We start from the raw sequence: 20,584 nt of genomic DNA on the forward strand, positions 1-20,584 counted from the left end.
CGGGCGCGGTCAGGGCTTGGCGCTGATCACCGCGAAGCGGCCGCCCTCGGGGTCCCGCAGCCGGGCCACCCGCCCGTAGGGCGAGTCGAAGGCCGGACCGAGCACGCTGCCGCCGAGCTGCTCCGCCCGGACCAGCGCCTCGTCGGTGTCCGGTACGGAGAAGGAGACCTCCCAGTGCGGGGTCAGCCCCGTCGGCCCGCCCGCCTGCTCCCGGGCCAGCGCGGCGACACTGTGCCCCTCCGCCCGCAGCACCACCCGGTCGTGCTCCCAGCGGACCTCGAACCGCTCCGGGTCGCGGCCGTCCCAGCGGAACACCTCGCCGTAGAAGAGCGCCGCCGCGAACGGGTCCGGGGTGCGCAGCTCGATCCAGACCGGGGCGCCCAGCAGGTCCAGCCGCCGGGCCCGTCCCGGCGGGCCCTCCCAGATGCCGAACACCGCACCCGCCGGGTCGGCCGCGAACGCCAGCCGGCCGGCGTCGAAGGACAGCGGACCGACCGCGAGGGTCGCCCCGCGCTCCCGCACCGCGTCGGCGGCCGCGTCGGCGCTCTCGGTGCCGAAGTAACTGGTCCAGGCGACCGGCATGTCCCAGCCGCCGCCCGCCACGCCGACCCCGGCCACCGCCTCGCCGCCGACCACCGCGTGCTCGTACGGGCCGAAGCGGTCCGGGCCCGGCTCGAACTCCCAGCCCAGCAGCGGTCCGTAGAAGGCCCGGGCGGTGTCGAGGTCGCGGGCCATCAGGCTCACCCAGCAGGGGACGGCCGCCACGCAGCGCACCTCGGCCGTCGAACCGTCGCTCGTCGAACCGTCGCTGCCCATCGCGCACCACCTCCGAGATCCCGGCCGCCGGGCCCCTCCCGACTCCCACGGCCGTCCGGCCGTCCGGGCGGGTTCAGCCTAGGACGTGTCCGAGATTTCGCGCCGCGCCACGCGCGCGGGGGTGGGTGTGGGGCCGGTGAGGTGGTGGTGAGGGTGACGGAAGGGCCGGGAGTCCGGGGGTGCGCCCCGGCCGCCCCGCGCGGGTGCGGAGGGCGGCCGGCGGTGCTACCCGGGCGGCGCGGTGTCCTGTCGCCCGAACGGGTGAGCCGTCGAGGCGGGGTGCAGCCGGCCGTCGGCCAGGGTGGCCACCCGGTCGGCCAGGGCGTCGACGGCCGCCGGATCGTGGGAGACGAACAGCAGCGCCAGACCGGCCCGGTCCCGGCGGTCGGCGAGGTGGGCCAGGATCGAGGCCCGGGTGTCCGCGTCCAGGCCCGCGGTGATCTCGTCGCACACCAGCACCGCCGGTTCGACGATCAACGCCCTTGCCAGCGCTGCCCGTTGGAGCTCACCACCGGAGAGGCCGCCGGGCGGGCGGGCGGCCTTCGCCGGGTCGAGGCCGAGCACGGCGAGCAGGGCCTCGGACTCCGCCCCGGCCGCCGACGGGGTGCGGCCGCGCAGCCGCACCGCCGCCCGGGCGACCTGGTCGAGCACCGGACGGTGGTCCGCGAACGCCGACCGGGCGTCCTGGAAGACGTACTGCACGGCCGCCAGCCGCCGCCGTCCGCGCTGCCGGACGCTGCGCGGCAGCGGCTCGCCGTCCAGCAGGACCGTGCCCTCGTGGCGCGGGTGCAGCCCCGCCAGGCAGCGGCCGAGGGTGGTCTTGCCGCTGCCCGTGCGGCCGGTGAGGGCCAGGCACTCCCCCGCCCGCAGGCTCAGGCCGACCTCGCGCAGCACCACCGTGCCGCCCGGGTGGCGGGCGGTGAGGCCCGTGACGGCGAGCCGGACCGGCGCGGCCGGAGCCGAGGTCGGGGCCGGGGCGGGCCGGACCGGGGGCACCGCCGGGCGGGCGGGCGCGCGCAGGACCTCGTCGGGCGGGCCCGTCCGCACCGCGCGGCCGTCGGCCAGCAGCACCACCTCGTCGGCCGACTCCCGGACCAGGGCCAGGTCGTGGCTGAGCAGCAGCAGCCCGGTGCCGCGCGCGGCGAGCCGGCGGAACAGGGCGGCCAGCCGGTGCGCGGTGGCCGGGTCCTGGCCGGTGGTGGGCTCGTCGGCGACGATCACCCGCGCTCCGGTGAGCAACGCCTGGGCGAGCACCAGGCGTTGCTGCTGGCCGCCGGAGAGCTGGTGCGGGTAGCGGCGCAACAGGCCGTCCACCTCGGACAGTTCGGTGTCGTGGAGCGCACGCCGGACGGCCTCCGGGCCGCCGCCGTGCACCCTGGCGAGGTCGCGCAGCAGGACGCCCGCCCGACGGGCCGGGTTGAGCACCGTGCCGGGGTGCTGCGGCACATGGCCGACCGGGGCGCCGCCCGCCCCGGCGAGGGAGACCGTGCCGGACACCCGGGCGCCCTCGGGGTAGGCGCCCAGCAGGGCGAGCGCGGTCGTCGTCTTCCCGCTGCCGGACGGCCCCACCAGGGCCGTCACCCGGCCGGCGCGCACCCGCAGCGACACCCCGTCCACCAGGACCCGGGCGCCGACCCGCACCCGCAGTCCGTCCACGGCGGCCAGCTCCGACCCGCTCACGCGGCGGCTCCCGGACCGCGCCGACCCGCTCCCGGACCGCGCCGGCGCGGCCGGGCCAGTGCCGTGTCGAACAGCAGATTGGTGCCGGTCGACAGCCCGGCCACCAGCAGCGCCGGGACGACCACCGCCCAGGGCTGCAGGAACAGCCCCGCCCGGTTGCGGTCCACCATCACCGCCCAGTCGGCGGTGTCCGGCCGCACCCCGACACCGAGGAAGGCCGCCGTCGCCACCAGGTAGAGGGCACCCACCAGCCGGGTGCCCGCGTCGGCGGCGAGGGTGCGGCGGACCGTCCGGGCGACCTGTCCGAAGGCGATCCGCCACCAGGACTCGCCGTGCAGCCGCAACGCCTCGACCACCGGGCGGGACGCCGCCGCCACCGCCGCCGCGTGCGCGACCCGGGCGATGTCCGGCACCGCCGTCACCCCGACCAGGACGGCCAGTCCGGCCGGTCCCGGCTCCGCCGCGGTGGCCACCAGCAGGACCAGGAGCAGCGCCGGTACGGCGATCAGTACATCCAGGGGCCGAAGCAGCAACTCCTCGGCCCAGGTCCGCCCGGTCAGTGCGGCGGCCAGCGCGAGCGGCAGCGCCAGCGCGTACCCGAGGACGGTCGCGGTGACCGCCACCAGCACCACCGGGCGCCCCCCGAGCAGGACCTGGCGCAGGACGTCGCGGCCCGCGAAGTCGGTGCCGAGCCAGTGGCCGCCGCCGACCGTGAAGGAGACCCCGCGCGGCCCCGGCCCGCCCGCCAGCAGCGGCCCGCCGAGGGCGAGCAGCAGCGGCACGGCGACCAGCGCGAGTCCGAGCGCGTAGCGCCTCACGGTGCCACCGAGGCCCTGTCCCGCCGGCGCCCGGCGACGGACCCGCCGACCCGGCGGACCAGCCACCGGCAGCGCCGGGCGAGGGCCCGGCAGACGCCGCAGTCGCAGCGACGGGCGGTGAGGTGGTCGGCAGGTCCGCGGTCGGGCCGGTGGCCGGCGGGACGGCGGAGCGGGGTGGCGCGGGGCGGGGCGGTCATACGGCGACTTCCGTTCGGGGGGCGAGGCGGCGGGCGGCGAGGTCGGCGGCGAGGTTCAGCAGGACGGTCACGGTGCCGAACAGCACCGCCAGGCCCTGGACCACCGGCACGTCACGGGCGGCGACGGCGTCCAGCAGCACGGTGCCGAGCCCGGGGACCACGAACAGGGCCTCGGCCACGATCACCCCGCAGAGCAGCCACTCGGCGGTGCGGGCGAGGTGCTGGACCACCGGGGCGAGGGCGTTGGGCAGCGCGTGGCCGAGCCGGACCCGGTTCGGCGGGACACCGCAGCGCAGCGCGTGGACGGCGTACGGGGCCGCCATGGCGTCGAGCAGCCCGGCCCGGACCAGCCGCGCGGTCGAGCAGACCGGGCGGGCCAGCAGCACCACGACCGGCAGGACCAGCACGGCGGGCTGCCGGCCGATCCCGCCGACGGCGGTCGGCGGGAGCCAGCCCAGCCACAGCGCGAAGACCCCCGTCAGCAGCACGCCGAGGGCGAACTCCGGTACCGCGTACACCGCGAGGGTCACCGTGCTGACGGCACGGTCCAACGCTCCGCCCTCCCGCCGGGCGGCGAGCAGCCCGAGGCCGACCGCCGCCGGGACGAGCAGGGCCAGGGTGAGCGCCGCCAGCAGCAGGGTCGGGGCGAGGGCCCCGGTCAGGTGGTCGGCGACGGGGCGGCCGCCGACGAGCGAGCGGCCCAGATCGCCGTGCGCCAACTCCCCCGCCCAGTCGGCGAAGCGCTCCACCGCCGGGCGGTCCAGCCCCAGCGCGGCGCGCAGCGCGGCGATCCGCGCCGGGTCGGGGTCGTCCCCCGCGGCGACCACGGCGGCGTCGCCGGGGAGCGCCTCCGTGAGGACGAAGACCAGGACCGGGACGGCCGCGACCTGCCCGGCGCCGAGCAGCAGCCGGCGCCGCACCCAGCCGCGCGGCGTCGCCGTCACGCCAGCCGGACCTTGTCGAACCTGGCCCAGTCGAGGGTGTTGGCCGGGGCGTCCGCCGCGACGCCGCGCAGCCGCGGGGCGTGGCCGACGATCCAGTCGGCGAAGCCCCACACCAGCAGTCCGCCCTCGTCGAACAGGCGGCGCTGCATCCGCTCGTAGAGGGCGGTGCGGGCCGCCGGGTCGGCCGTGGACTGCGCCTGGGTGTAGAGGTCGTCGAAGTCGGGGCGGCGCCAGTGGGTGGCGTTGGTGGTGGAGGTGGAGAGCAGCCGCTGCGAGAGGTGCGACTCGATCGGCATCGCGCCGGAGCGGAAGGAGGCGAGCACGCCGCCGTCCAGGATGTCCTTCCAGTAGGTGTCCTTGTTGCCGACCCGCACGTCGATCGTGATGCCGGCCCGCGCCGCCTGGTCCTTGAGGATGCCCGCCGCCTCGACCAGTCCGGCCGCGACCGGCGAGGTGTCGAGGGTGATCCGCAGCCCCTCGGCGCCGGCCTCGCGCAGCAGCGCGCGGGCCCGGTCGACGTCCCGGGTGCGCTGCGGGAGACCGGCCGGATAGTACTGACTGCCCTTGCCGAACAGGTCGTTGCCGATCTCACCGGCACCGGAGAGCGCGCCGTCGACCAGCTCCTGCCGGTCGACCAGGTGGAAGAACGCCTGTCGGACCCGGGGGTCGTCGAACGGCGGCCGGTCGGTCTTCATGACGAAGCCCTGCATGGCGCTGTTGCGCAGCCGGACGATGCCGATCCGCCCTCCGGAGGCGTGGGCGCGGGCGGTGGCCGGCGCCAACTCGTGGGCGTACTCGGCCTGTCCGGCCAGCAGGGCGTTGGCGCGGGCGGACTCCTCGGCGGCCGCGAGGATCTCCAGCTCGTCGAGGTGCGGGGCGCCGTCCCAGTACCCGTCGAAGCGCCGGAGCAGCAGGGAGCGGCCGGGCTCGAAGGAGACGAAGGAGAACGGCCCGGAGCCGACCGGTGCCCGGAAGTCCTCGGTGCCGTCCGGGACGATGTAGGCACCGAACGCGGCCAGGACGTTGGGGAATTCGGCGCACGGGCGGTTCAGTCGGAACTCCACGGTGCGCGGGTCGGGGGCCCGGCTCGCGGCGAGGTCGATCGGTTCGAGCGAGGCCCGGGCCCGGAACGCCCGCTTGGGGTCGGCTATTCGGCGGTAGCTGTACAGGACGTCGGCGGCGGTGACCGGCCGGCCGTCGTGGAAGACCGCCTCGCGCAGCCGGACGGTCCAGACGTCGAGGCCGGGGCCCGGTTCCCAGCCGGTGGCGAGCCGGGGGACGGCGGCGAGGTCGGGGCCCCAGTCGGCGAGCTTGTCGTGGAGCGCCTTGGCGCGGGCGACGTCGGCGAAGAGGTTGACCCGGTGCGGGTCGAGGGTCTCGTCGGCGCCGCCGCCGGCGAACAGGGCGCGCAGCCGGCCGCCGCGCCGGGGCTCGGCGGCGTCCGGTTCACGGTCGGTGGCGGCCGTGCCGCCCGGGGCGGAGCAGGCGGCCAGGGCGAGCGCCGCACCGGAGGCGGAGGCGGCGGTGAGCAGGGTACGGCGGGCGAGTGGGCGGGTCATCGGGGTCAACTTCCCTTTCGGGCGGGGGGTTCGAGCCGGGCGACCAGGTGCAGCCGGTCGCCGTCGGCGGTCTCGGGGGTGCCGGGGGTGCCACCGGTCCCTGCGGTGCCCGAGGTGCCCGGGGTGCCGTCCGTCCACGGGGGGTCGGTGCGCGGGCCGGGCCGGTCGTGCAGGGCGAGGACGGTGAAGCCGTGGTGGGCGAGCAGGTGGCGCAGCTCCTGCGGGAAGAGCAGCCGCCAGGCGGAGTGCTGCTCGACCGGCGGCGCGCCGTCGTCCCCGGCCCAGCTGCGGGTGCGGCGCAGGAGTTGGGCGGCGTGGTCGATCCACAGCACGGTGCGCGAGGTGAGGGTGACGCCCTCGTGGGTGATGCTGTCCAGCCTCGGCGCGTCGAGGAGTTCGGTGCGCCCGAGGAAGAAGGCGCCGTTGCGCATCTCGGCGACCAGCAGTCCGCCGGGGCGCAGGTGTCGGCGGACCCGGCCGAAGAGGGCGTCGAGGTCCTCGTTGGTGTGGCAGTGGAGCAGTGCGCTGTCCAGGCAGAGCACCGCGTCGAACCGCCCGGGCAGCGCGAAGTCCCGCATGTCGCCGACGTGGTAGGCCGGTCCGGGGTGGCGGGAGCGGGCGTGGGCGATCATCTCCGGGGAGCTGTCCAGGCCGGTGACGGTGCGCCCGGCGACGCGGTGCAGCCACGCCGCGTCCCGCCCGGTGCCGCAGCCGAGGTCGAGCACCTCGGGCCCAGCGCCGTGGGCGCGCAGCATCGCCTCGGCCCACCGGGCGGCGGTGGACTCCGGGTCGGGGAAGCGGAGTTCGTAGAGTTCGGGGCGGTCGGTGAGCAGGTTCCGGTGGGTCCCGGCGGGGGGCGGCGGGGTCGGGCGGCGGTTCATCGGGCCTCGCTGGGGAGGGGGCGGGCGGGGACGGGGAGCCGCCCGGCGCGGTGCAGCCGGGCGAGCGCGGTGGCGGAGGCGAGGCCGAGACCGGCGCAGAGCAGCCAGGGCGCGGTGGCGGCACTGTCCATGGCCCGGCCGACCAGGGTGTTGCCGAGCGCGGCGGCGAAGCCGGAGACCACGTAGTACAGGCCGTAGTAGGTGCCGGTGAGGCCGTCGCGCCCGAAGGCCGGGATCAGGGCGAGGACGAAGGGCTGCGCGGTCATCAGTCCGAGCTGGAGCAGCAGGACACCGCCGAGGACGCCGGGCAGGCCGGGTGCGGCGAGCGGCAGCAGGAAGCCGGTGGCGGAGACGGCGAGGCCGAGCGGGATCCAGCGGGAGGGCGGGCCGTGCCGCTGCAGGCGGGTGGTGATGCGCAGTTGCAGGGTCAGGTTGGCGAGGGTGGCGGTCAGGAAGACCAGGCTGACGGCGCCCTCCCAGCCGGTGGCGCGGCGGGCCGCGTCGGGCAGCAGCAGGTAGAGCTGGCTCTCCATGCCGAACAGGCCGACCATGCCCAGGGAGAAGGCCAGGAACCGCCGGTCCGAGGCCACTTCGCGCCAGTCGGCGAGCACGCCGCGCGGGGCGGGCTCGGCGGCGCGCTCGGGCAGGGCGAAGGCCTGGGCGACGGTGAGGACGGCGAAGACGCCGGCCGCGGTGAGCGCGGCGGCCCGGAAGTCCACCAGCAGCAGGACGGTGCCGATCAGCGGGCCGGCCAGCGCGCCGGTGGTGGCGAACACCGAGAACAGCGCGAACGCCTCGGCCCTGCGGTCCGCCGCCTCGCGGGCGACGTAGGTGCGCACGGCCGGGTTGAACAGCGCGCCGGCCAGCCCGCTGAGGGCGGAGGCGGCGAGCAGCACGCCGAGGGTGTCGCCGAGCGCGAACAGGCCGAAGCCGACGCTGCGCAGCGCGCACCCGGCGATGATGACGCGGCGCGCGCCGAGGCGGTCGGCGGCCGAGCCGCCGAGGATGAACAGTCCCTGCTGGCTGAGGTTGCGCAGCCCGAGCACGGTGCCGACGGCGAGCGCGGACAGTCCCAGGTCGTGCCCGAGGTGCCCGGCCAGGTACGGGATCAGCAGGTAGAAGCCGGTGTTGACGCCGAGCTGGTTGACCAGCAGCAGCCGTACGGGCAGTGGGAAGGTCCGTACGGCGCGCAGTATTCTCACCGGCCGGCCGCCGGTCGGGCCTCGGCGAACGGCTCGGCGCGGCCGTCGGGCGCGGGGGCCGGGGCCTCGGGAGCGGGAGCTCCGGCCGCTGTGGCCCGGGACACGGGGGCCGGGGCCTCGGGAGCGGAAACGTCGGGGGCGGGCAGCACGCCGAGGCCGGCCCGGTCCGGGGTGCGGACGGTGCCGTCGGCGCCGCCGATGCCCTGCCAGGGGTCGTGGGCGAGCAGCAGATGGCCGTCGAGGTCGAGCCAGCGGGCCCGGTCGGCGAGGTGGACGGCGGGCGCGATGCCCAGCGAACTCGCCACCAGGCAGCCGAGCATCAGCTCGGTGCCGCTGCCGCGCAGGGCCTCGGCGATGCGCAGCACCTGGTGGACGCCGCCGCACTTGGCGAGCTTGAGGTTGACGCCCTGGACCCGCCCGGCGAGCCGGCACGCGTCCTCGTAGTCGACGGCGTCCTCGTCGGCGATCACCGGGATCGGCGAGCGCTCGGCGACGGCGGCGAGCGCGTCGGGGTCGCCCGGGGCGATCGGCTGCTCGACGGCCTCGACCCCGGTGGCGGCGAAGGCGGGCAGCAGCCGGAGGGCCTCGGCCGGGGTCCAGGCGCCGTTGGGGTCGAGCAGCAGCCGGGCCCCGGGCGCGGCCTCGTGCACGGCCCGGACCCGGGCCAGGTCGAGGCCGGGGTCGGCGCTGCCGGCCTTGATCTTGAGCACGGTGAAGCCCGCGTCGGCGAGCCTCGCGGCCTGGACGGCGGCGCGCGCGGGCGGCTCGATGCCGATGGTGCGGGCGGTGACGGCGGCGACCGGGTCGGCCCGGCCGAGGAGGCGGTGGACGGGTTCGCCGGCCCGTTTGCCGACCAGGTCCAGCAGGGCGGCCTCGACGGCGGCCAGCACACCGGCCGGCAGCGCCGCGAACGGGGGCGCGCCGGAGGACAGGTCGGCAAGGGCCTGCTCGGGGTCCTGATGGCGCTCCAACGCGGGGCGCAGCAGGGCGAGTTCTTGGTGGATCCGGTGGGTGGGCAGGCCCAGGTGGAGACTGCTGACCACCTCGCCGTGGCCGGTCAGTCCGCCGTGGCCGAGGGCGAGCCGGACGGCGTCCCGCTCGGTGGTCACCGAGCGGGAGATGCGCAGCGGTGTGGCCAGGCGGAGCCGTCCGGTGCGGATGTCGAGCCTCATCGGTCCTCCTCGGTGCGGGCGGGTCCGGCGGCGGCCGGGACGGTGACGACAGGGACGGCGGCGGCCGGGACGGTGACGACCGCGGGGGCGGGGGCGGGCGCCGTCCGGCCGGTGCTGCAGCGGGCCCAGCCGCTGACCTCGACGGCCGCCGGGTGCGGGATCTCGATCGGGCGGGGCGCGGCCCGCTCGGCGTCCAGACCGTGCCGCCGGCAGAACGCGTCGTCGTACACCGTGCCGAGGTAGCGGTGCGGGCCGTCGGGGAAGACGGTGGCCACGGCGGCGCCCGGATGGACCCGGGCCGCCCAGGACGAGACCAGGGCGACCGCGCCGGTGGACCAGCCGCCGCTGACGAAGGCACCCCGGGCCAGCCGGCGGCAGGCGTCCACCGCCTCCGCCGGGCCGACCCAGTGCACCTCGTCGAAGGCCTGGTGGGCGACGTTGCGCGGGTGGATCGAGCTGCCCAGGCCGCGCATCAGCCGGGGCCGGGCGGGCTGGCCGAAGATGGTGGAGCCGACCGAGTCGACGCCGATGATCCGCAGCCGGGGCCAGCGGCGGCGCAGCGCCTCGGCGAGCCCCGCGCTGTGCCCGCCGGTGCCGACGCTGCACACCAGCACGTCGAGGTGGTCGAGCTCGGCGGTGATCTCCTGGGCCATCGCCCGGTAACCGGCCGCGTTGTCGGGGTTGTTGTACTGGTCGGGCCAGTAGGCGTCGGGCAGCAGGTCGAGCACGGCGCGCAACCGGGCGAGCCGGGCCGCCTGCCAGCCGCCGTGCCGGGCCGGCCGCTCGACCAGCTCCAGCCGGGCCCCGTAGGCGTGCAGCAACTGCCGCATGGACGGTTCGAGTTCGCTGTCGCCGACCAGCACGACCGGGTGTCCGAGGGCCTGCCCGGCGAAGGCCAGGCCGACCCCCATGGTGCCCGAGGTGGACTCCACCACCGTGGCTCCGGGGCGGAGTTCACCGCGCGCCCGGGCACCGCGCAGCATGGCGACGGCCGAGCGGGCCTTCATCCCGCCCGCGCCCAGCCCCTCCAGCTTGGCCCAGAAGCCGGGGTGCGGGTGCGGCAGCGGGGTGGTGATGCGGGTCAGCGGGGTGCCGCCGAGCAGCGGGAGCAGGTCCGGATTGCCCAGCGCCGCGGCCGGATCGAGCAGGGCGGTCATCGCGCCGCACCCCCTCGGGCCGCCGGGCCGCCGTAGAGGTGGAGCACGGTGGGGCCGCCGTCGAGCCAGAAGAAGGGGTAGGGCTCGGCACTGACGGCGGTGACGCCGTCCCCCAGCAGCCGGGGCAGCACCGCGCTGCCGGTCTGGGCGAACAGCACCAGCGGCTTGCCGGTGGCGCGGGCGTGCGCGAGCAGCGGATCGAGCGAGCCGTTGCCCAGGGTCATGCCGGAGGCGAGGACGGCGTCGCAGGTGTCGAGGTGGGCGAGGGCGTCGGTACGCACCGGTTCGTCCCACTCGGTGGTGCCGCCCTTGAGGTCGCACGGGACGTACTCGGCTCCGCGCGAACGAAGCTGCTCCAGGAGCGAGTTGACGACTCCGACGACCAGTACCCGGCGGACGTCGGCGAGCGGCAGCAGCCCCACCACGGCAGCGGCGCGGGCGCGGGACTTCGCCAGCGAGGAGCCCGCAGGCAGCGGGAACGGGCGGGCACCCGCGGCCGGTCCGTGCGGGCGGCAGTGGCCGAGGTAGGCGTCCAGCACGGCGACCCGGACGGCGGCGCGGGGGTGGTCGAGCAGTTCGTCGACGGTGGCGCCGACGCAGTCGGTGAGGGTGTCGGCGGGGAGTTCCCCCGGCTCGACGGCGCAGGAGCCGACGGCGGCGCCGAGCCGCAGGCTGAGCACCTCGTTGCGGTAGCCGCAGGCGCGGCCGGCGTGCCGGACCGCCTGGGCGGTGGTGAAGGCGAGCGCGACCCGCAGGGAGGCCGGGTCGGGCCCGTACGCCCCCGTACGGGCCCGCCCGGTGATCAGGTCGAGCGCGGGGGTACCGACGCTCGGGGGGACAGCGACGCCCGCGGTGGCGACGCCTGCGGTGGCGGCGGGGGCTGCGATTGCGGCGGGGGCGGGGGTTGCGGCGGGGGCGGGGGCGCTCATGCGGGCACCTCCGCCGGTTCGGCCCCGACGGCGGCCGTGAGCCGCGGCGTGAGCCCGGCCAGCAGCCGCTCGGCCGCGCCGCGCGCCCCGGCCCCGACGCTGTCGGCGGTCATGACGTGCCCGAGGTACTCGTTGTTGCTGGTCGCCGGCCGGACCTCGCGGCCCGCACCGGCGAGCGCCAGTTCGACCAGCGCCGGGTCGCGCCGCACCGCGTCCTCGCCGTCGAAGCCGTCCAGCAGTCCGGCCTGCCCGCCCTCGGGGACGAGGAAGGCGATCGCCGCGCTGGTGACCCCGGTCGGGTGGACGGCCAGGTCGGGCCGGCGGCCGAGGGCCACGTCGACGGCGGCGGCCGCCAGGTCGACCCCGGTGACCCGCCGGACCAGCTCGGTGATCCGGTTCCCGGCCGGTCGCGGGTTGACCTCGACCACGCGGGGCCCGGTCGGGGTCAGCTTGATCTCGGTGTGCGCGACGACCTGGTCCAGCCCGAGCGCCGCCAGCGCGGCGAGGGCGGTGTCGGCGGCGGCCCTGGCCTCGGCCGGCTCCAGGGCGGCCGGGAACATGTGCCCGGTCTCGACGAACGCGGGCGCCCCGGCGACGCTCTTGTCGGTGATCCCGACGACGTGCGCGGAACCGCCCGCCGAGACCGTCTCGACGCTGACCTCGGGCCCGGTGAGCAGCTCCTCCAGCAGCACGGCCGGCTCCCGGCGCTGGCCGCGCGCGTTCACCGGGAACGCGTCCAGGGCCCGGATCGCGACCAGGAGCTCGGTCTCGTCGACGACCTCCCGGACGAACATCCCGGCGCACAGGTCGACCGGCTTGACCACCAGTGGGTAGCCGATCGCCCGGGCGGCGGCCCGGGCCTGCTCGCGGTCGGCACAGAGCGCGTACGCGGGGCCGGGGACGCCGGCCTCGGCGAGCTTCCGGCGGGTGAGGTCCTTGCGGCAGGCGGCCTCGACCGCGTCGGGGGCGGCCCCGGGCAGGGCGAGCCGGTGGGCCACCCGGGCGACCTGGGGGAGGTAGTAGTCGCAGGAGGAGAGCACCCCGTCGAAGCCGAGCAGCCCGTGCAGCCGCTCGGCGTACGGGAGCAGCACGGCCGCGTCGTTGGTGTCGACGGTGAGGATGTTCTCCGCCGCGAGCAGCGGGTGCGGGCCGTCGACGGGGGCGGCGCGCAGGTAGTGGTGCAGGTCGCGGGTGAGGAAGGTGAAGCGGTGGCCGCTCTCCCCCAGGGCCCTCGGCAGCAGCCTGCTCATGGAGCCGACCCAGCTCTCGATCACCAGCAGATGCGCCACGGTTCTCCCCTTCGACGGACACGACGATCGGTGGACAGGCAGGACGGTAACGGGATTCGTTTTCATTTTCAACACGCCGGACCGCACGTCCGCCAACGTGTCAGATGAAAGTGGTTTTCATGTACGCTGACCATCACCCTCCCGCCCCACCTTCGGTCGGAGCTTCTGATGCAGCGTCAACTTCCTTATGTGATCCGTCATGCCGTGCCGGAGGACGTGCCCGGGGCGCGCCGGCTGATCCTCGACACCTTCTACCGCGAGTTCGGCTACGGCTATGTGCCCGAGTGGCACGCCGATGTGGTCGACCTCCAGGGGCACTACCTGGACCACCCCCGGCACGCCCTGCTGGTCGCCGTCCACGCCGAGGAGGTGGTCGCCACCACCGCGCTGCACTCCACCGGGCCGGTCCACCCGCCGCACCCGCGCGAGGTCGCCGAGCGCTACCCCTCGGGGACCACCGCCCAGCTGGTCCGGGTGTACGTCCGGGCGGAGCACCGGCGGCACGGTCTGGCCCGCGAACTCGTCGAGCGCGCGCGTGCGTTCGCCGCCGCGGAGGGCGGCTACCGGCGGCTCTACCTGCACACCAACACGGCGGTCCCGGGCGCCGAGCCGTTCTGGCGCAGCCTCGCCGAGGAGGTCCACGACGCCCGCCCGAGCGGCGAGCACGGCCCCGGCGTGGCCACCGTCCACTTCGAGATCCCGCTGCACCGGCCCGTCCGCACCGGTCCGGGCGTCGGGGCGCGGGTCGCGGTGGGGTGACCCTCGACCGTCGGGCCGCCCCCGCGGCGGCGGCGCGGTCAGCGGTCGGCGGTGCGGTCAGCGGTCGGCGGTGCGGCCGACGGTGACGGCGGCCGTGACGGTGGCGGGATGCCCGAAGCACGGACGGTGATGTGACTCAGGTCACACCGAAGCGTGAAATTTCCGGGGAGCGATTCCCCGTTTAGCCCTTCGTAGGACTAAGCGGGGAGTTTCTCCCCGGAACTTGTATGCTTCGGGAGGAGCAGAGCCATGAGCACCGCCGCCGTCCGGCCGACCCCGACGACGGAACCGGCCCGCACGCCCCGACTGCGTGCGGACGCAAGCCGCAACCGTGAGCGGATCGTGCTGGCAGCCCGGGACGCGTTCGTCGAGCACGGCGCCGAGGCGCCGCTGGACGAAATTGCGAAGCGGGCAGGCGTCGGAAACGCTACGCTCTACCGGAACTTCCCCACCAGGGCGGCACTGATCCGCGAGGTGGCACTTCTCGTCAAGAACCGCATCGTGGCGATCGCCGAGCGGGCCGCCACCGAGGCCGCCGGCCCGTTCGACGCCCTGGAGCGGTTCGCCCACGAGACGGTCGACGAGAAGGTCGGCGCGCTCTGCCCGATGCTCACCAACCAGGTCGACCTGAACGATCCGGACCTGGCGGAGGCACGCGAGCGCCTGCTGCTGGTCGTCGGCGATCTGCTGGACCGGGCGAAGGCGGCGGGCGAGATCCGTCCGGACGTCGCCCACGGTGACCTGTTCATCGCGCTCAGCCAGCTGACCCGCCCGCTGCCGGGCACCTCGTGCCACATCCTGGAGGGATTCGTCCACCGGCACCTGCAACTGTTCCTGGACGGCATGCGGGCGCCCGCCCGTTCGACACTGCCCGGCCGGGCCGCGACCTTCGAGGACTTCCACGGCGACCACTGATCCGACGCGTCCGCCGCTGTTCTCCTCCCCTTAACCCTTTGCCCCTTGCACTGCCCCGCACGTGTTCCGCACACCTCGCACCGTGAAGTGAGTACCTCCATGTCGAAAACCGACGCCCTGCCCTCCCTGCAGCCTGATCCGAGGCGCTGGAAGGCCCTGATATTCATCGGCCTCGCACAGCTGATGGTCGTCCTGGACGCCACCATCGTGAACATCGCGCTGCCGTCCGCCCAGAAGGACCTCGGCATCACCGACGGCAACCGCCAGTGGGTGATCACCGCGTACGCGCTGGCCTTCGGCGGACTGCTGCTGTTCGGCGGCCGGGTGGCCGACCTGTGGGGGCGCAAGCGCACCTTCATCGTCGGTCTGACCGGCTTCGCGCTGGCCTCCGCGCTCGGCGGCGCCGCCGCCAACACCGCGATGCTGCTCGGCGCCCGCGCCCTCCAGGGTGTCTTCGGCGCCCTGCTCGCCCCGGCCGCGCTCTCGCTGCTGGCGGTCATGTTCACCGAGGCCAAGGAGCGCGCAAAGGCGTTCGGCATCTACGGCGCCATCGCCGGTGGTGGCGGTGCGATCGGTCTGATCCTCGGCGGCCTGCTCACCGAGTACATGAACTGGCGCTGGACCTTCTTCGTCAACATCCCGTTCGCCGTGGTCGCCGCCGTCGGCGCCGTCATGGTGATCCGCGAGCCCGCCGAGGGCCGCAACCGCAACAAGCTCGACGTGCCCGGCGTGCTGCTGGTCACCACCGGTCTGGTCGCGCTGGTCTACGGCTTCACCCGGGCCGAGTCGGACGGCTGGAGCTCGGGCATGACGATCGGTCTGTTCGTCGCCGCCGCCCTGCTGCTGGCCGCGTTCGTCCTGGTCGAGAGCAAGGTCAAGGCGCCGCTGCTGCCGCTGCGCGTCGTGCTGGACCGCAACCGCGGCGGCGTCTACCTGTCGCTGGGCCTGGCCGTGATCGGCATGTTCGGTCTCTTCCTCTTCCTGACCTACTACCTGCAGATCGTGCTCGACTACAGCCCGGTGCTGACCGGCGTGGCCTTCCTGCCGATGGTGGCGGGCATGATCACCGGCTCCACCCAGATCGGCGCCCGCCTGATGACCCGCGTCCCGGCGCGGTACCTGATGGCGCCCGGCTTCCTGCTGGCCTCGGTCGGCATGCTGATCCTGACCCAGATCGACGTGGACACCTCCTACCCGGCGCTGATCCTGCCCGGTCTGGTCCTGATGGGCCTCGGCATGGGCACCGCGTTCATGCCGGCGATGAGCCTCGCCACGCACGGCGTCCAGCCGCGCGACGCGGGCGTGGCCTCCGCCATGGTCAACACCTCGCAGCAGGTCGGCGGCGCCATCGGCACCGCGCTGCTGAACACCATCGCGGCCAGCGCCACCACCACCTGGCTGGCGGCCCACGCCGGCGAGGCCACCAGCCCGGCCGCCGCGAAGGCGGTGCAGTTCGGGGGCATGGTGCACGGCTTCTCGACCGCGATCTGGTGGTCCTTCGGGATCCTGGCCCTGGCGGCCGTGCTGGCCTTCGTCCTGATCAACGCCGGCAGCCCCGGGGCCGGCGGCGCCGGTGAGGGCTCGGGCGCGGGTGCGGCGGACGCCAACGAGGTGCCGGTGCTGGTGCACTGACCCTCGCGGGGTAGCGCGACGGTGCGAAGCGGCCCGTCCGGTGTCTTCAGGACACCGGGCGGGCCGCTCGCCGTTCTCCCGCATCCGTGCCGGTGCCTGCGTCCGTGTCTACGCCGTCCGGGTGGGATCCTCTGTCGCCGTCGAACGGCAGCCGTTCAGGTCTGCGGCGGCGCACGCCCCCCGCCCACGCCTGCGGGACCGCACCGGTTCGCCGCTTTCGAACGCCCCCGAGCCCTCGAAACGGCGGCCGCCCCGGACGACAATGGAGTGGCCCACCCGGCCGGGGTCCTTGACCGGACCCGTGCCAGGCTGTCCCGTGGGTCGTACGGCGGAGGCACCCGGACCGTCGGGCCCCACCGCGGAGCACCGCACCGCCTGCGAGCAGCACGCCCCTGTGGAGCGCCACGGGAGCACCGGTCACCCCGACCTCCGGGGCCGCGCCGGCGCGACCGCCCGCCGGACCGGAGAGGGAGGACACCGTGCACGACCGTACCGACCAGCTCGCCGACAGCAGATACCTCCTGCTCACCTCCTACGGCGAGGACGGCCGCCAGGTCCACTCCCAGAGCTGGGTCGTCTCCGACGGCACCGCGCTCGGCATCTGGACCCCCGCCCACTCGGGCGAGGCCGAACGGATCCGCCGCCACCCCAAGGTGCTGGTCGGCCCCTGCGACTCGCACGGCCGCCCGACCGGCGCCCAGCTCCCGGCCCGCGCCGCCGTCTGCGACGAGGACGCCACCGCCCGCTACCGCGCGTCGCTGATCAACAAGTACGGCCTGTCGGCCTTCGTGGTCCTGGCCCGCAGCCGGATGCGGCTCGGGCTGGCCGGGACGATCGGGATCCGGATCACGCTCAACGAGCTGGAGCAGCGGCTGATCGGGCCCGAGTGGCAGGTGCCGACCACGTACTGCCCGAACTGACCTGCCGCGGCACGCGGCCTGGGCCGGCCCGGGCTCAGGCCGTGCCGTTCTCCGGGGCGCGGGCGAGGTCGCCCGGCTCGCAGGCCTCCTGGCCGGTCCCGGCGTGCACCACCTTGACCGCGCGGCCCGCCCCGCCCGGCACCACCCGCTGCTCCTTCCCGCACCTCGGGCAGATCAGCGGGATGCGCGAGCGGTGGGGGGCCGGGCCCGCGGCACCCTCCGACGGTGTCACGACAGCGGGTGGGTCGGGACGGGGCTGACCTGCTGGATCTCACCGTGGGCCTTGGTGAGCAACTGCGAGGCGAGGTCGTTGAGCGCCCGCGCGGCGGCGATCTCCTCACCGACCTTGAGCTGTTCCGGGTCCGACGGGTGGCGGCTGGTGTACCCGTGTGCGCGCAGCTCCGATCCGTCGCCCAGTCGCAGCAGGGCGGCGGCGGCTGTCCGCGGCCCCTCCTCGCGGAACTCCATCTCGATGTGCCAACCGACAAGAGTCTGCATGGCGGATCACCTCCGGCGGTCGCTCCTCGTCCGGTCACCCCTCCTACTCCTCCAGGGTGCGCCGCGCCCCTCGCGAACACCAGGGCAGGCCGTCCCCGCTGCCCCGGAACCAGAACTTGAACGCGTTCAATGCCGCGCGTAGAGTCGGCGCGCAAGGGAAGTTTGAACGCGTTCAAGGAGCTCCGACCGCCATGGGCAGAGGCACCACCGAACTGGTCGACCTGCTGGTCCTGCTCGGCATGGGCGCGGTGGTCCCGCTCGGCCTCGCACTCGTCGACGAACCCGGACTCGTCCGGCTGCGCCGCCTCTGGCCGCTCGCCGCCGTCCCCGGCGCACTGTCGCTGTGGCTGCCGCGGGGCCCGCTCGCCACCGGCGCCGCCGCCTGCTACGCCCTTGGCACCCTCGCCGTCGCCGCCCACGCCCCGCTCCGGCTGGCCCGCACCCGCTCCCTGGCCCCGGCCGAGATCGCCGTCCTCACCGCGCTGGCCATGCCCTCGATCGCCGGACTCGCCCTGGTCGCGGAACGCGCCGGGTACCAGCTGTTCGGCTTCGACCTCGACATCCTCGCCCTGACCGTCCCGCACTTCCACTACGCCGGGTTCACCGCCGCCCTCGTCGCCGGACTCGTCTGCCGCGCCGTCCCCGACCGCCCCGCCGCCCGGTGGGCCGCGCTCAGCGTCCCGACCGGGACCCTGCTGGTCCTCGGCGGCTACTTCGTCGGGGACTGGGCCGAACTCGTCGGCGCCACCGTCCTCACCGCCGGCATGTGGCTGGTCGGCCTGCTCACCTGGCGCGACCTGCGCCCCCGGGCCGAGGACCGCAGCGGCGCCCCCCGGTTCACCGGCACGCCCCTACTGCTCGGCGTCTCGGCGGCCGTCCTCGCCGTCACCATGCTGCTCGCCCTCTGGTGGGCCCTCGGCGAAGCCACCGGACTCCCCCACCCCACCCTCGGCTGGATGGCCGCCACCCACGGCGTCGGCAACGCGCTCGGCTTCGCGCTCTGCTCGCTGCTCGCCTGGCCCCGCCTCGCCGTCGCCCCTGTCCCGCCTGTCCCGCCTGTCCCGCCGATGCCGCCGATCCCGCAGGAGGCCCTTCGATGAACGCCGTCGCACCGCTGGACGACCTCAACTACCCCGAGGTCGGCGCCAGCACCCGCCTCGACGCCCCACTGCCGACCGGCTACAACCACCTGCGCCACCGCGCCCTGCTCGGCCACGGCCGCGCCGCCCTCGACGCCGCCGGGGCCGCCGTACTGGACTGGCGGATGCACCGGGCGGCCGGTGTCCGGATCACCACCGACGCCGACCGGGCCGCACGCGGCGTCGCGGTCCACTGCGGCATCGGCCTGGGCCCGCTGCGGGCAGGCGCCCCGTGCCGGGTGGTCTGGAGCACCGCCGACGGGGAGCACGACCGCTACGGCTTCACCTACGGCACCCGCCGGGGGCACCTCGCGGTGGGCGAGGAGACCTTCGTGGTGGAACTCGCGCCGGACGGGGCGGTCTGGTTCACCCTGAACGCCTTCAGCCGCCCACAACGCTGGTACGCCCGCCTCGCCGGCCCCCTCCTCCCCCTCGCCCAACGCTTCTTCGCCCAGCGCTGCGCCCGCGCCCTCACCCACCTCGCCACCCGGGCACCCCGGTAGACACGGAGTAGGAAGTCGGCGAAGTCGACTTCCTACTCCGCACCGACCACCACCTCTGCTCACACCAAGCAGGGGCGGCAGCGCCCCGCGCCGCCGACGGACGAGCGGGAGCGAGAAGTCGGCCCCATCGACTTTCCACAGCGAGCGGCAGCGGCGCCGAGCAGGGACACGGGAGGTCGGCGGGATCGACCTCCCGTGGCGACGGACGAAGGGCTGGGGTGGTGGCGCAGGAAGTCGGCGGGGGCGGCTTCCTGCGGTGGGGGTCAGGGGGTGCGGGTGGGGATGGTGAGGAGGAGGGTGTCGGTGTCGAGGGTGCGGATTTCGAAGTGGTCGATGGTGGTGGGGGGGAGGGCGGTGCCGCCGGTGGTGTGGAGGGCGGCGGCGGTGTAGCCGGTGGCGGGGACGCTCCAGGTGGTCACCGTCTGCCGGTCGCCCGCGCCGGAGACGGCGACCAGGTCGCAGGTGAGCGGGCCGGGGACGCCGGAGAGTTCGAGGGTGATCCGGCTGCCCCAGGGCGCGGGGTCGACGCCGACGACGGCGTTGGCCCCGGTCGCGGGGTTCGTCGCGGTGAAGCGGTGGGCGGCGGCCGCGGCGACCACCGCGGGCGGGGTGTCGGCAGTGATGACGGCGGCGGTCACCGCAGGTCCGGCCAGTGCCACGGCGGCCGCCGCGACGACCAGCGCCAGCCGCCGGACCCGGCCCCGGCGGCGGACCGCCCCGACCTCCGCCACCAGCCGGTCCAGCAGCGCCGGGTCCGGCCTCGGCAGGGGGTCGGCCGGATCGCCGTCGGCCGCGTACTCGGCCAGCAGGGTTCCGACGGGGGTGAGTTCGGCCAGTTGCCGGGCGCACTGCGGGCAGCCGGCCGCCAGATGGGCGTCGAAGGCGGCGCGTTCGGCCGGGTCCAGTACGCCGAGGACGTAGCCGGCGACGTCGAGGTGCACGGACGGCTCGGGGCCGGGCTCGTGCGGTGTCACGGTGTCACGCCCCGTTCCTCCAGCGCGAGCCTCAGCGCGCGCAGCGCGTAGTACAGCCGCGAGCGCACGGTGCCCGCCGGGATGCCGAGTTCGACGGCCGCCTCGGTGGCGGTCAGGCCCTTGAAGTACGTCTCCACGACGACCTCCCGGTGCGCGGGCGACAGGTCGCCGAGGGCATCGGCGACCGTCATCATCCGCAGTGCGCGGTCGAGTTCGTCAGCCGCGGGCAGCAACTCCAGCGGAGCCGCGTCCACTTCGCGCGGTCGGGCGAGCGCGGCGCGGTGTCCGTCGATGACGATCCGCCGCGCGACGGTGGCGAGCCAGGGGCGCAGCGACGCGGTCGCCGGGTCGAGCCGGTGGAGGTTGCGCCAGGCCCGCAGCAGGGTCTCCTGCACGACGTCCTCGGCGCGTTGGCGGTCCCCGGCGACGAGGTGGAGCACGAAGCCCAGCAGGGGCCCGGCGTGCTCGCGGTAGAGGGCGCGCATCAGCTCCTCGTCCGGTGCCGACGCGCTCCGCGCGGCCGGGCGGCCGCCACCGGGAGGCTCCTCGGTCACCATCACATCCTTGCGCACCCGTGCCTCCGGGTCGAGTGTGGGCGGC

At 75.8% G+C, this 20,584-nt stretch carries 21 protein-coding genes; 6 read left to right on the forward strand and 15 right to left on the reverse strand.

The window, feature by feature from the left end; translation table 11 throughout:
* Positions 1–9: 9 nt before the first annotated feature.
* The 12 genes from OG715_RS11365 to OG715_RS11420 form a co-directional block, all read right to left on the reverse strand.
* Positions 10–816, reverse strand: coding sequence for a VOC family protein (locus tag OG715_RS11365; protein ID WP_266274997.1), 807 nt, complete (start codon positions 814–816; stop codon positions 10–12).
* Positions 817–1,041: 225 nt separating this feature from the next.
* Positions 1,042–2,496: an ABC transporter ATP-binding protein gene (locus tag OG715_RS11370; protein WP_266274995.1), complete on the reverse strand. Its 1,455-nt coding sequence runs from the start codon at positions 2,494–2,496 to the stop codon at positions 1,042–1,044.
* Positions 2,493–3,314, reverse strand: a complete 822-nt coding sequence (locus tag OG715_RS11375; RefSeq protein WP_266274993.1) for an ABC transporter permease subunit — start codon at positions 3,312–3,314, stop codon at positions 2,493–2,495. Before OG715_RS11375 ends, OG715_RS11370 begins: the two co-directional genes overlap by 4 nt.
* Positions 3,311–3,511, reverse strand: a complete 201-nt coding sequence (locus OG715_RS11380; RefSeq protein ID WP_266274991.1) for a hypothetical protein — start codon at positions 3,509–3,511, stop codon at positions 3,311–3,313. Before OG715_RS11380 ends, OG715_RS11375 begins: the two co-directional genes overlap by 4 nt.
* Entirely contained in the window at positions 3,508–4,455 is a 948-nt protein-coding gene (locus OG715_RS11385) for an ABC transporter permease (protein ID WP_266274989.1), read from the reverse strand. Before OG715_RS11385 ends, OG715_RS11380 begins: the two co-directional genes overlap by 4 nt.
* Positions 4,452–6,014 (reverse strand): ABC transporter substrate-binding protein, encoded by a 1,563-nt coding sequence (locus OG715_RS11390; RefSeq protein WP_266274987.1) that lies wholly within the window; start codon positions 6,012–6,014, stop codon positions 4,452–4,454. The genes OG715_RS11385 and OG715_RS11390 overlap by 4 nt, the downstream gene beginning before the upstream one ends.
* Before the next feature lie 5 nt (positions 6,015–6,019).
* Complete coding sequence (locus OG715_RS11395) at positions 6,020–6,895, reverse strand: class I SAM-dependent methyltransferase (protein ID WP_266274985.1); 876 nt, start codon at positions 6,893–6,895, stop codon at positions 6,020–6,022.
* A complete protein-coding gene (locus OG715_RS11400; protein ID WP_266274983.1) occupies positions 6,892–8,097 on the reverse strand; it encodes an MFS transporter in 1,206 nt (401 codons plus the stop codon). Before OG715_RS11400 ends, OG715_RS11395 begins: the two co-directional genes overlap by 4 nt.
* Entirely contained in the window at positions 8,094–9,269 is a 1,176-nt protein-coding gene (locus OG715_RS11405; protein ID WP_266274981.1) for a dipeptide epimerase, read from the reverse strand. The genes OG715_RS11400 and OG715_RS11405 overlap by 4 nt, the downstream gene beginning before the upstream one ends.
* Complete coding sequence (locus OG715_RS11410) at positions 9,266–10,426, reverse strand: PLP-dependent cysteine synthase family protein (RefSeq protein WP_266274979.1); 1,161 nt, start codon at positions 10,424–10,426, stop codon at positions 9,266–9,268. The genes OG715_RS11405 and OG715_RS11410 overlap by 4 nt, the downstream gene beginning before the upstream one ends.
* The gene (locus OG715_RS11415; RefSeq protein ID WP_266274977.1) at positions 10,423–11,355 is read right to left on the reverse strand and encodes a Rossmann-like domain-containing protein; all 933 of its coding nucleotides are present in this window, start codon (positions 11,353–11,355) and stop codon (positions 10,423–10,425) included. The genes OG715_RS11410 and OG715_RS11415 overlap by 4 nt, the downstream gene beginning before the upstream one ends.
* Complete coding sequence (locus OG715_RS11420; protein ID WP_266274975.1) at positions 11,352–12,644, reverse strand: ATP-grasp domain-containing protein; 1,293 nt, start codon at positions 12,642–12,644, stop codon at positions 11,352–11,354. The genes OG715_RS11415 and OG715_RS11420 overlap by 4 nt, the downstream gene beginning before the upstream one ends.
* Positions 12,645–12,812: 168 nt before the next feature.
* Here OG715_RS11420 and OG715_RS11425 point away from each other — a divergent pair, with 168 nt between their 5' ends.
* From OG715_RS11425 to OG715_RS11440, 4 genes are all read left to right on the forward strand, one after another.
* Positions 12,813–13,403 (forward strand): GNAT family N-acetyltransferase, encoded by a 591-nt coding sequence (locus OG715_RS11425; protein WP_266274973.1) that lies wholly within the window; start codon positions 12,813–12,815, stop codon positions 13,401–13,403.
* A 249-nt stretch (positions 13,404–13,652) separates the two neighbouring features.
* The gene (locus tag OG715_RS11430) at positions 13,653–14,318 is read left to right on the forward strand and encodes a TetR/AcrR family transcriptional regulator (protein ID WP_266274971.1); all 666 of its coding nucleotides are present in this window, start codon (positions 13,653–13,655) and stop codon (positions 14,316–14,318) included.
* 99 nt (positions 14,319–14,417) lie between these two features.
* Positions 14,418–15,950: an MFS transporter gene (locus OG715_RS11435; RefSeq protein ID WP_266274969.1), complete on the forward strand. Its 1,533-nt coding sequence runs from the start codon at positions 14,418–14,420 to the stop codon at positions 15,948–15,950.
* Positions 15,951–16,429: 479 nt separating this feature from the next.
* A complete protein-coding gene (locus OG715_RS11440) occupies positions 16,430–16,870 on the forward strand; it encodes a PPOX class F420-dependent oxidoreductase (RefSeq protein ID WP_266274967.1) in 441 nt (146 codons plus the stop codon).
* Between the two features lie 228 nt (positions 16,871–17,098).
* Here the strand turns inward: OG715_RS11440 and OG715_RS11445 are convergent, their stop codons facing one another.
* The gene (locus OG715_RS11445) at positions 17,099–17,368 is read right to left on the reverse strand and encodes a DUF1876 domain-containing protein (protein WP_266274965.1); all 270 of its coding nucleotides are present in this window, start codon (positions 17,366–17,368) and stop codon (positions 17,099–17,101) included.
* A 191-nt stretch (positions 17,369–17,559) separates the two neighbouring features.
* Here OG715_RS11445 and OG715_RS11450 point away from each other — a divergent pair, with 191 nt between their 5' ends.
* A complete protein-coding gene (locus OG715_RS11450) occupies positions 17,560–18,468 on the forward strand; it encodes a YndJ family protein (protein WP_266274963.1) in 909 nt (302 codons plus the stop codon).
* The gene (locus OG715_RS11455) at positions 18,465–19,010 is read left to right on the forward strand and encodes a DUF1990 family protein (protein ID WP_407660965.1); all 546 of its coding nucleotides are present in this window, start codon (positions 18,465–18,467) and stop codon (positions 19,008–19,010) included. The genes OG715_RS11450 and OG715_RS11455 overlap by 4 nt, the downstream gene beginning before the upstream one ends.
* A gap of 263 nt (positions 19,011–19,273) precedes the next feature.
* Here the strand turns inward: OG715_RS11455 and OG715_RS11460 are convergent, their stop codons facing one another.
* The gene (locus tag OG715_RS11460) at positions 19,274–19,984 is read right to left on the reverse strand and encodes an anti-sigma factor family protein (protein ID WP_266274962.1); all 711 of its coding nucleotides are present in this window, start codon (positions 19,982–19,984) and stop codon (positions 19,274–19,276) included.
* The gene (locus tag OG715_RS11465) at positions 19,981–20,541 is read right to left on the reverse strand and encodes a sigma-70 family RNA polymerase sigma factor (RefSeq protein WP_266277310.1); all 561 of its coding nucleotides are present in this window, start codon (positions 20,539–20,541) and stop codon (positions 19,981–19,983) included. The genes OG715_RS11460 and OG715_RS11465 overlap by 4 nt, the downstream gene beginning before the upstream one ends.
* Positions 20,542–20,584: the final 43 nt, after the last annotated feature.

Source organism: Kitasatospora purpeofusca (genome assembly GCF_036010405.1).
GTDB classification, from domain to species: Bacteria; Actinomycetota; Actinomycetes; order Streptomycetales; family Streptomycetaceae; genus Kitasatospora; species Kitasatospora purpeofusca.

What these genes read in the sequence shown, in the direction of transcription:
- OG715_RS11365 (WP_266274997.1), bottom strand. Translation starts at nt 816, where the DNA reads ATGGGCAGCGACGGTTCGACGAGCGACGGTTCGACGGCCGAGGTGCGC.
- OG715_RS11380 (WP_266274991.1), bottom strand. Translation starts at nt 3,511, where the DNA reads ATGACCGCCCCGCCCCGCGCCACCCCGCTCCGCCGTCCCGCCGGCCAC.
- OG715_RS11390 (WP_266274987.1), bottom strand. Translation starts at nt 6,014, where the DNA reads ATGACCCGCCCACTCGCCCGCCGTACCCTGCTCACCGCCGCCTCCGCC.
- OG715_RS11395 (WP_266274985.1), bottom strand. Translation starts at nt 6,895, where the DNA reads ATGAACCGCCGCCCGACCCCGCCGCCCCCCGCCGGGACCCACCGGAAC.
- OG715_RS11405 (WP_266274981.1), bottom strand. Translation starts at nt 9,269, where the DNA reads ATGAGGCTCGACATCCGCACCGGACGGCTCCGCCTGGCCACACCGCTG.
- OG715_RS11410 (WP_266274979.1), bottom strand. Translation starts at nt 10,426, where the DNA reads ATGACCGCCCTGCTCGATCCGGCCGCGGCGCTGGGCAATCCGGACCTG.
- OG715_RS11415 (WP_266274977.1), bottom strand. Translation starts at nt 11,355, where the DNA reads ATGAGCGCCCCCGCCCCCGCCGCAACCCCCGCCCCCGCCGCAATCGCA.
- OG715_RS11425 (WP_266274973.1), top strand. Translation starts at nt 12,813, where the DNA reads ATGCAGCGTCAACTTCCTTATGTGATCCGTCATGCCGTGCCGGAGGAC.
- OG715_RS11430 (WP_266274971.1), top strand. Translation starts at nt 13,653, where the DNA reads ATGAGCACCGCCGCCGTCCGGCCGACCCCGACGACGGAACCGGCCCGC.
- OG715_RS11435 (WP_266274969.1), top strand. Translation starts at nt 14,418, where the DNA reads ATGTCGAAAACCGACGCCCTGCCCTCCCTGCAGCCTGATCCGAGGCGC.
- OG715_RS11445 (WP_266274965.1), bottom strand. Translation starts at nt 17,368, where the DNA reads ATGCAGACTCTTGTCGGTTGGCACATCGAGATGGAGTTCCGCGAGGAG.
- OG715_RS11450 (WP_266274963.1), top strand. Translation starts at nt 17,560, where the DNA reads ATGGGCAGAGGCACCACCGAACTGGTCGACCTGCTGGTCCTGCTCGGC.
- OG715_RS11455 (WP_407660965.1), top strand. Translation starts at nt 18,465, where the DNA reads ATGAACGCCGTCGCACCGCTGGACGACCTCAACTACCCCGAGGTCGGC.
- OG715_RS11465 (WP_266277310.1), bottom strand. Translation starts at nt 20,541, where the DNA reads ATGGTGACCGAGGAGCCTCCCGGTGGCGGCCGCCCGGCCGCGCGGAGC.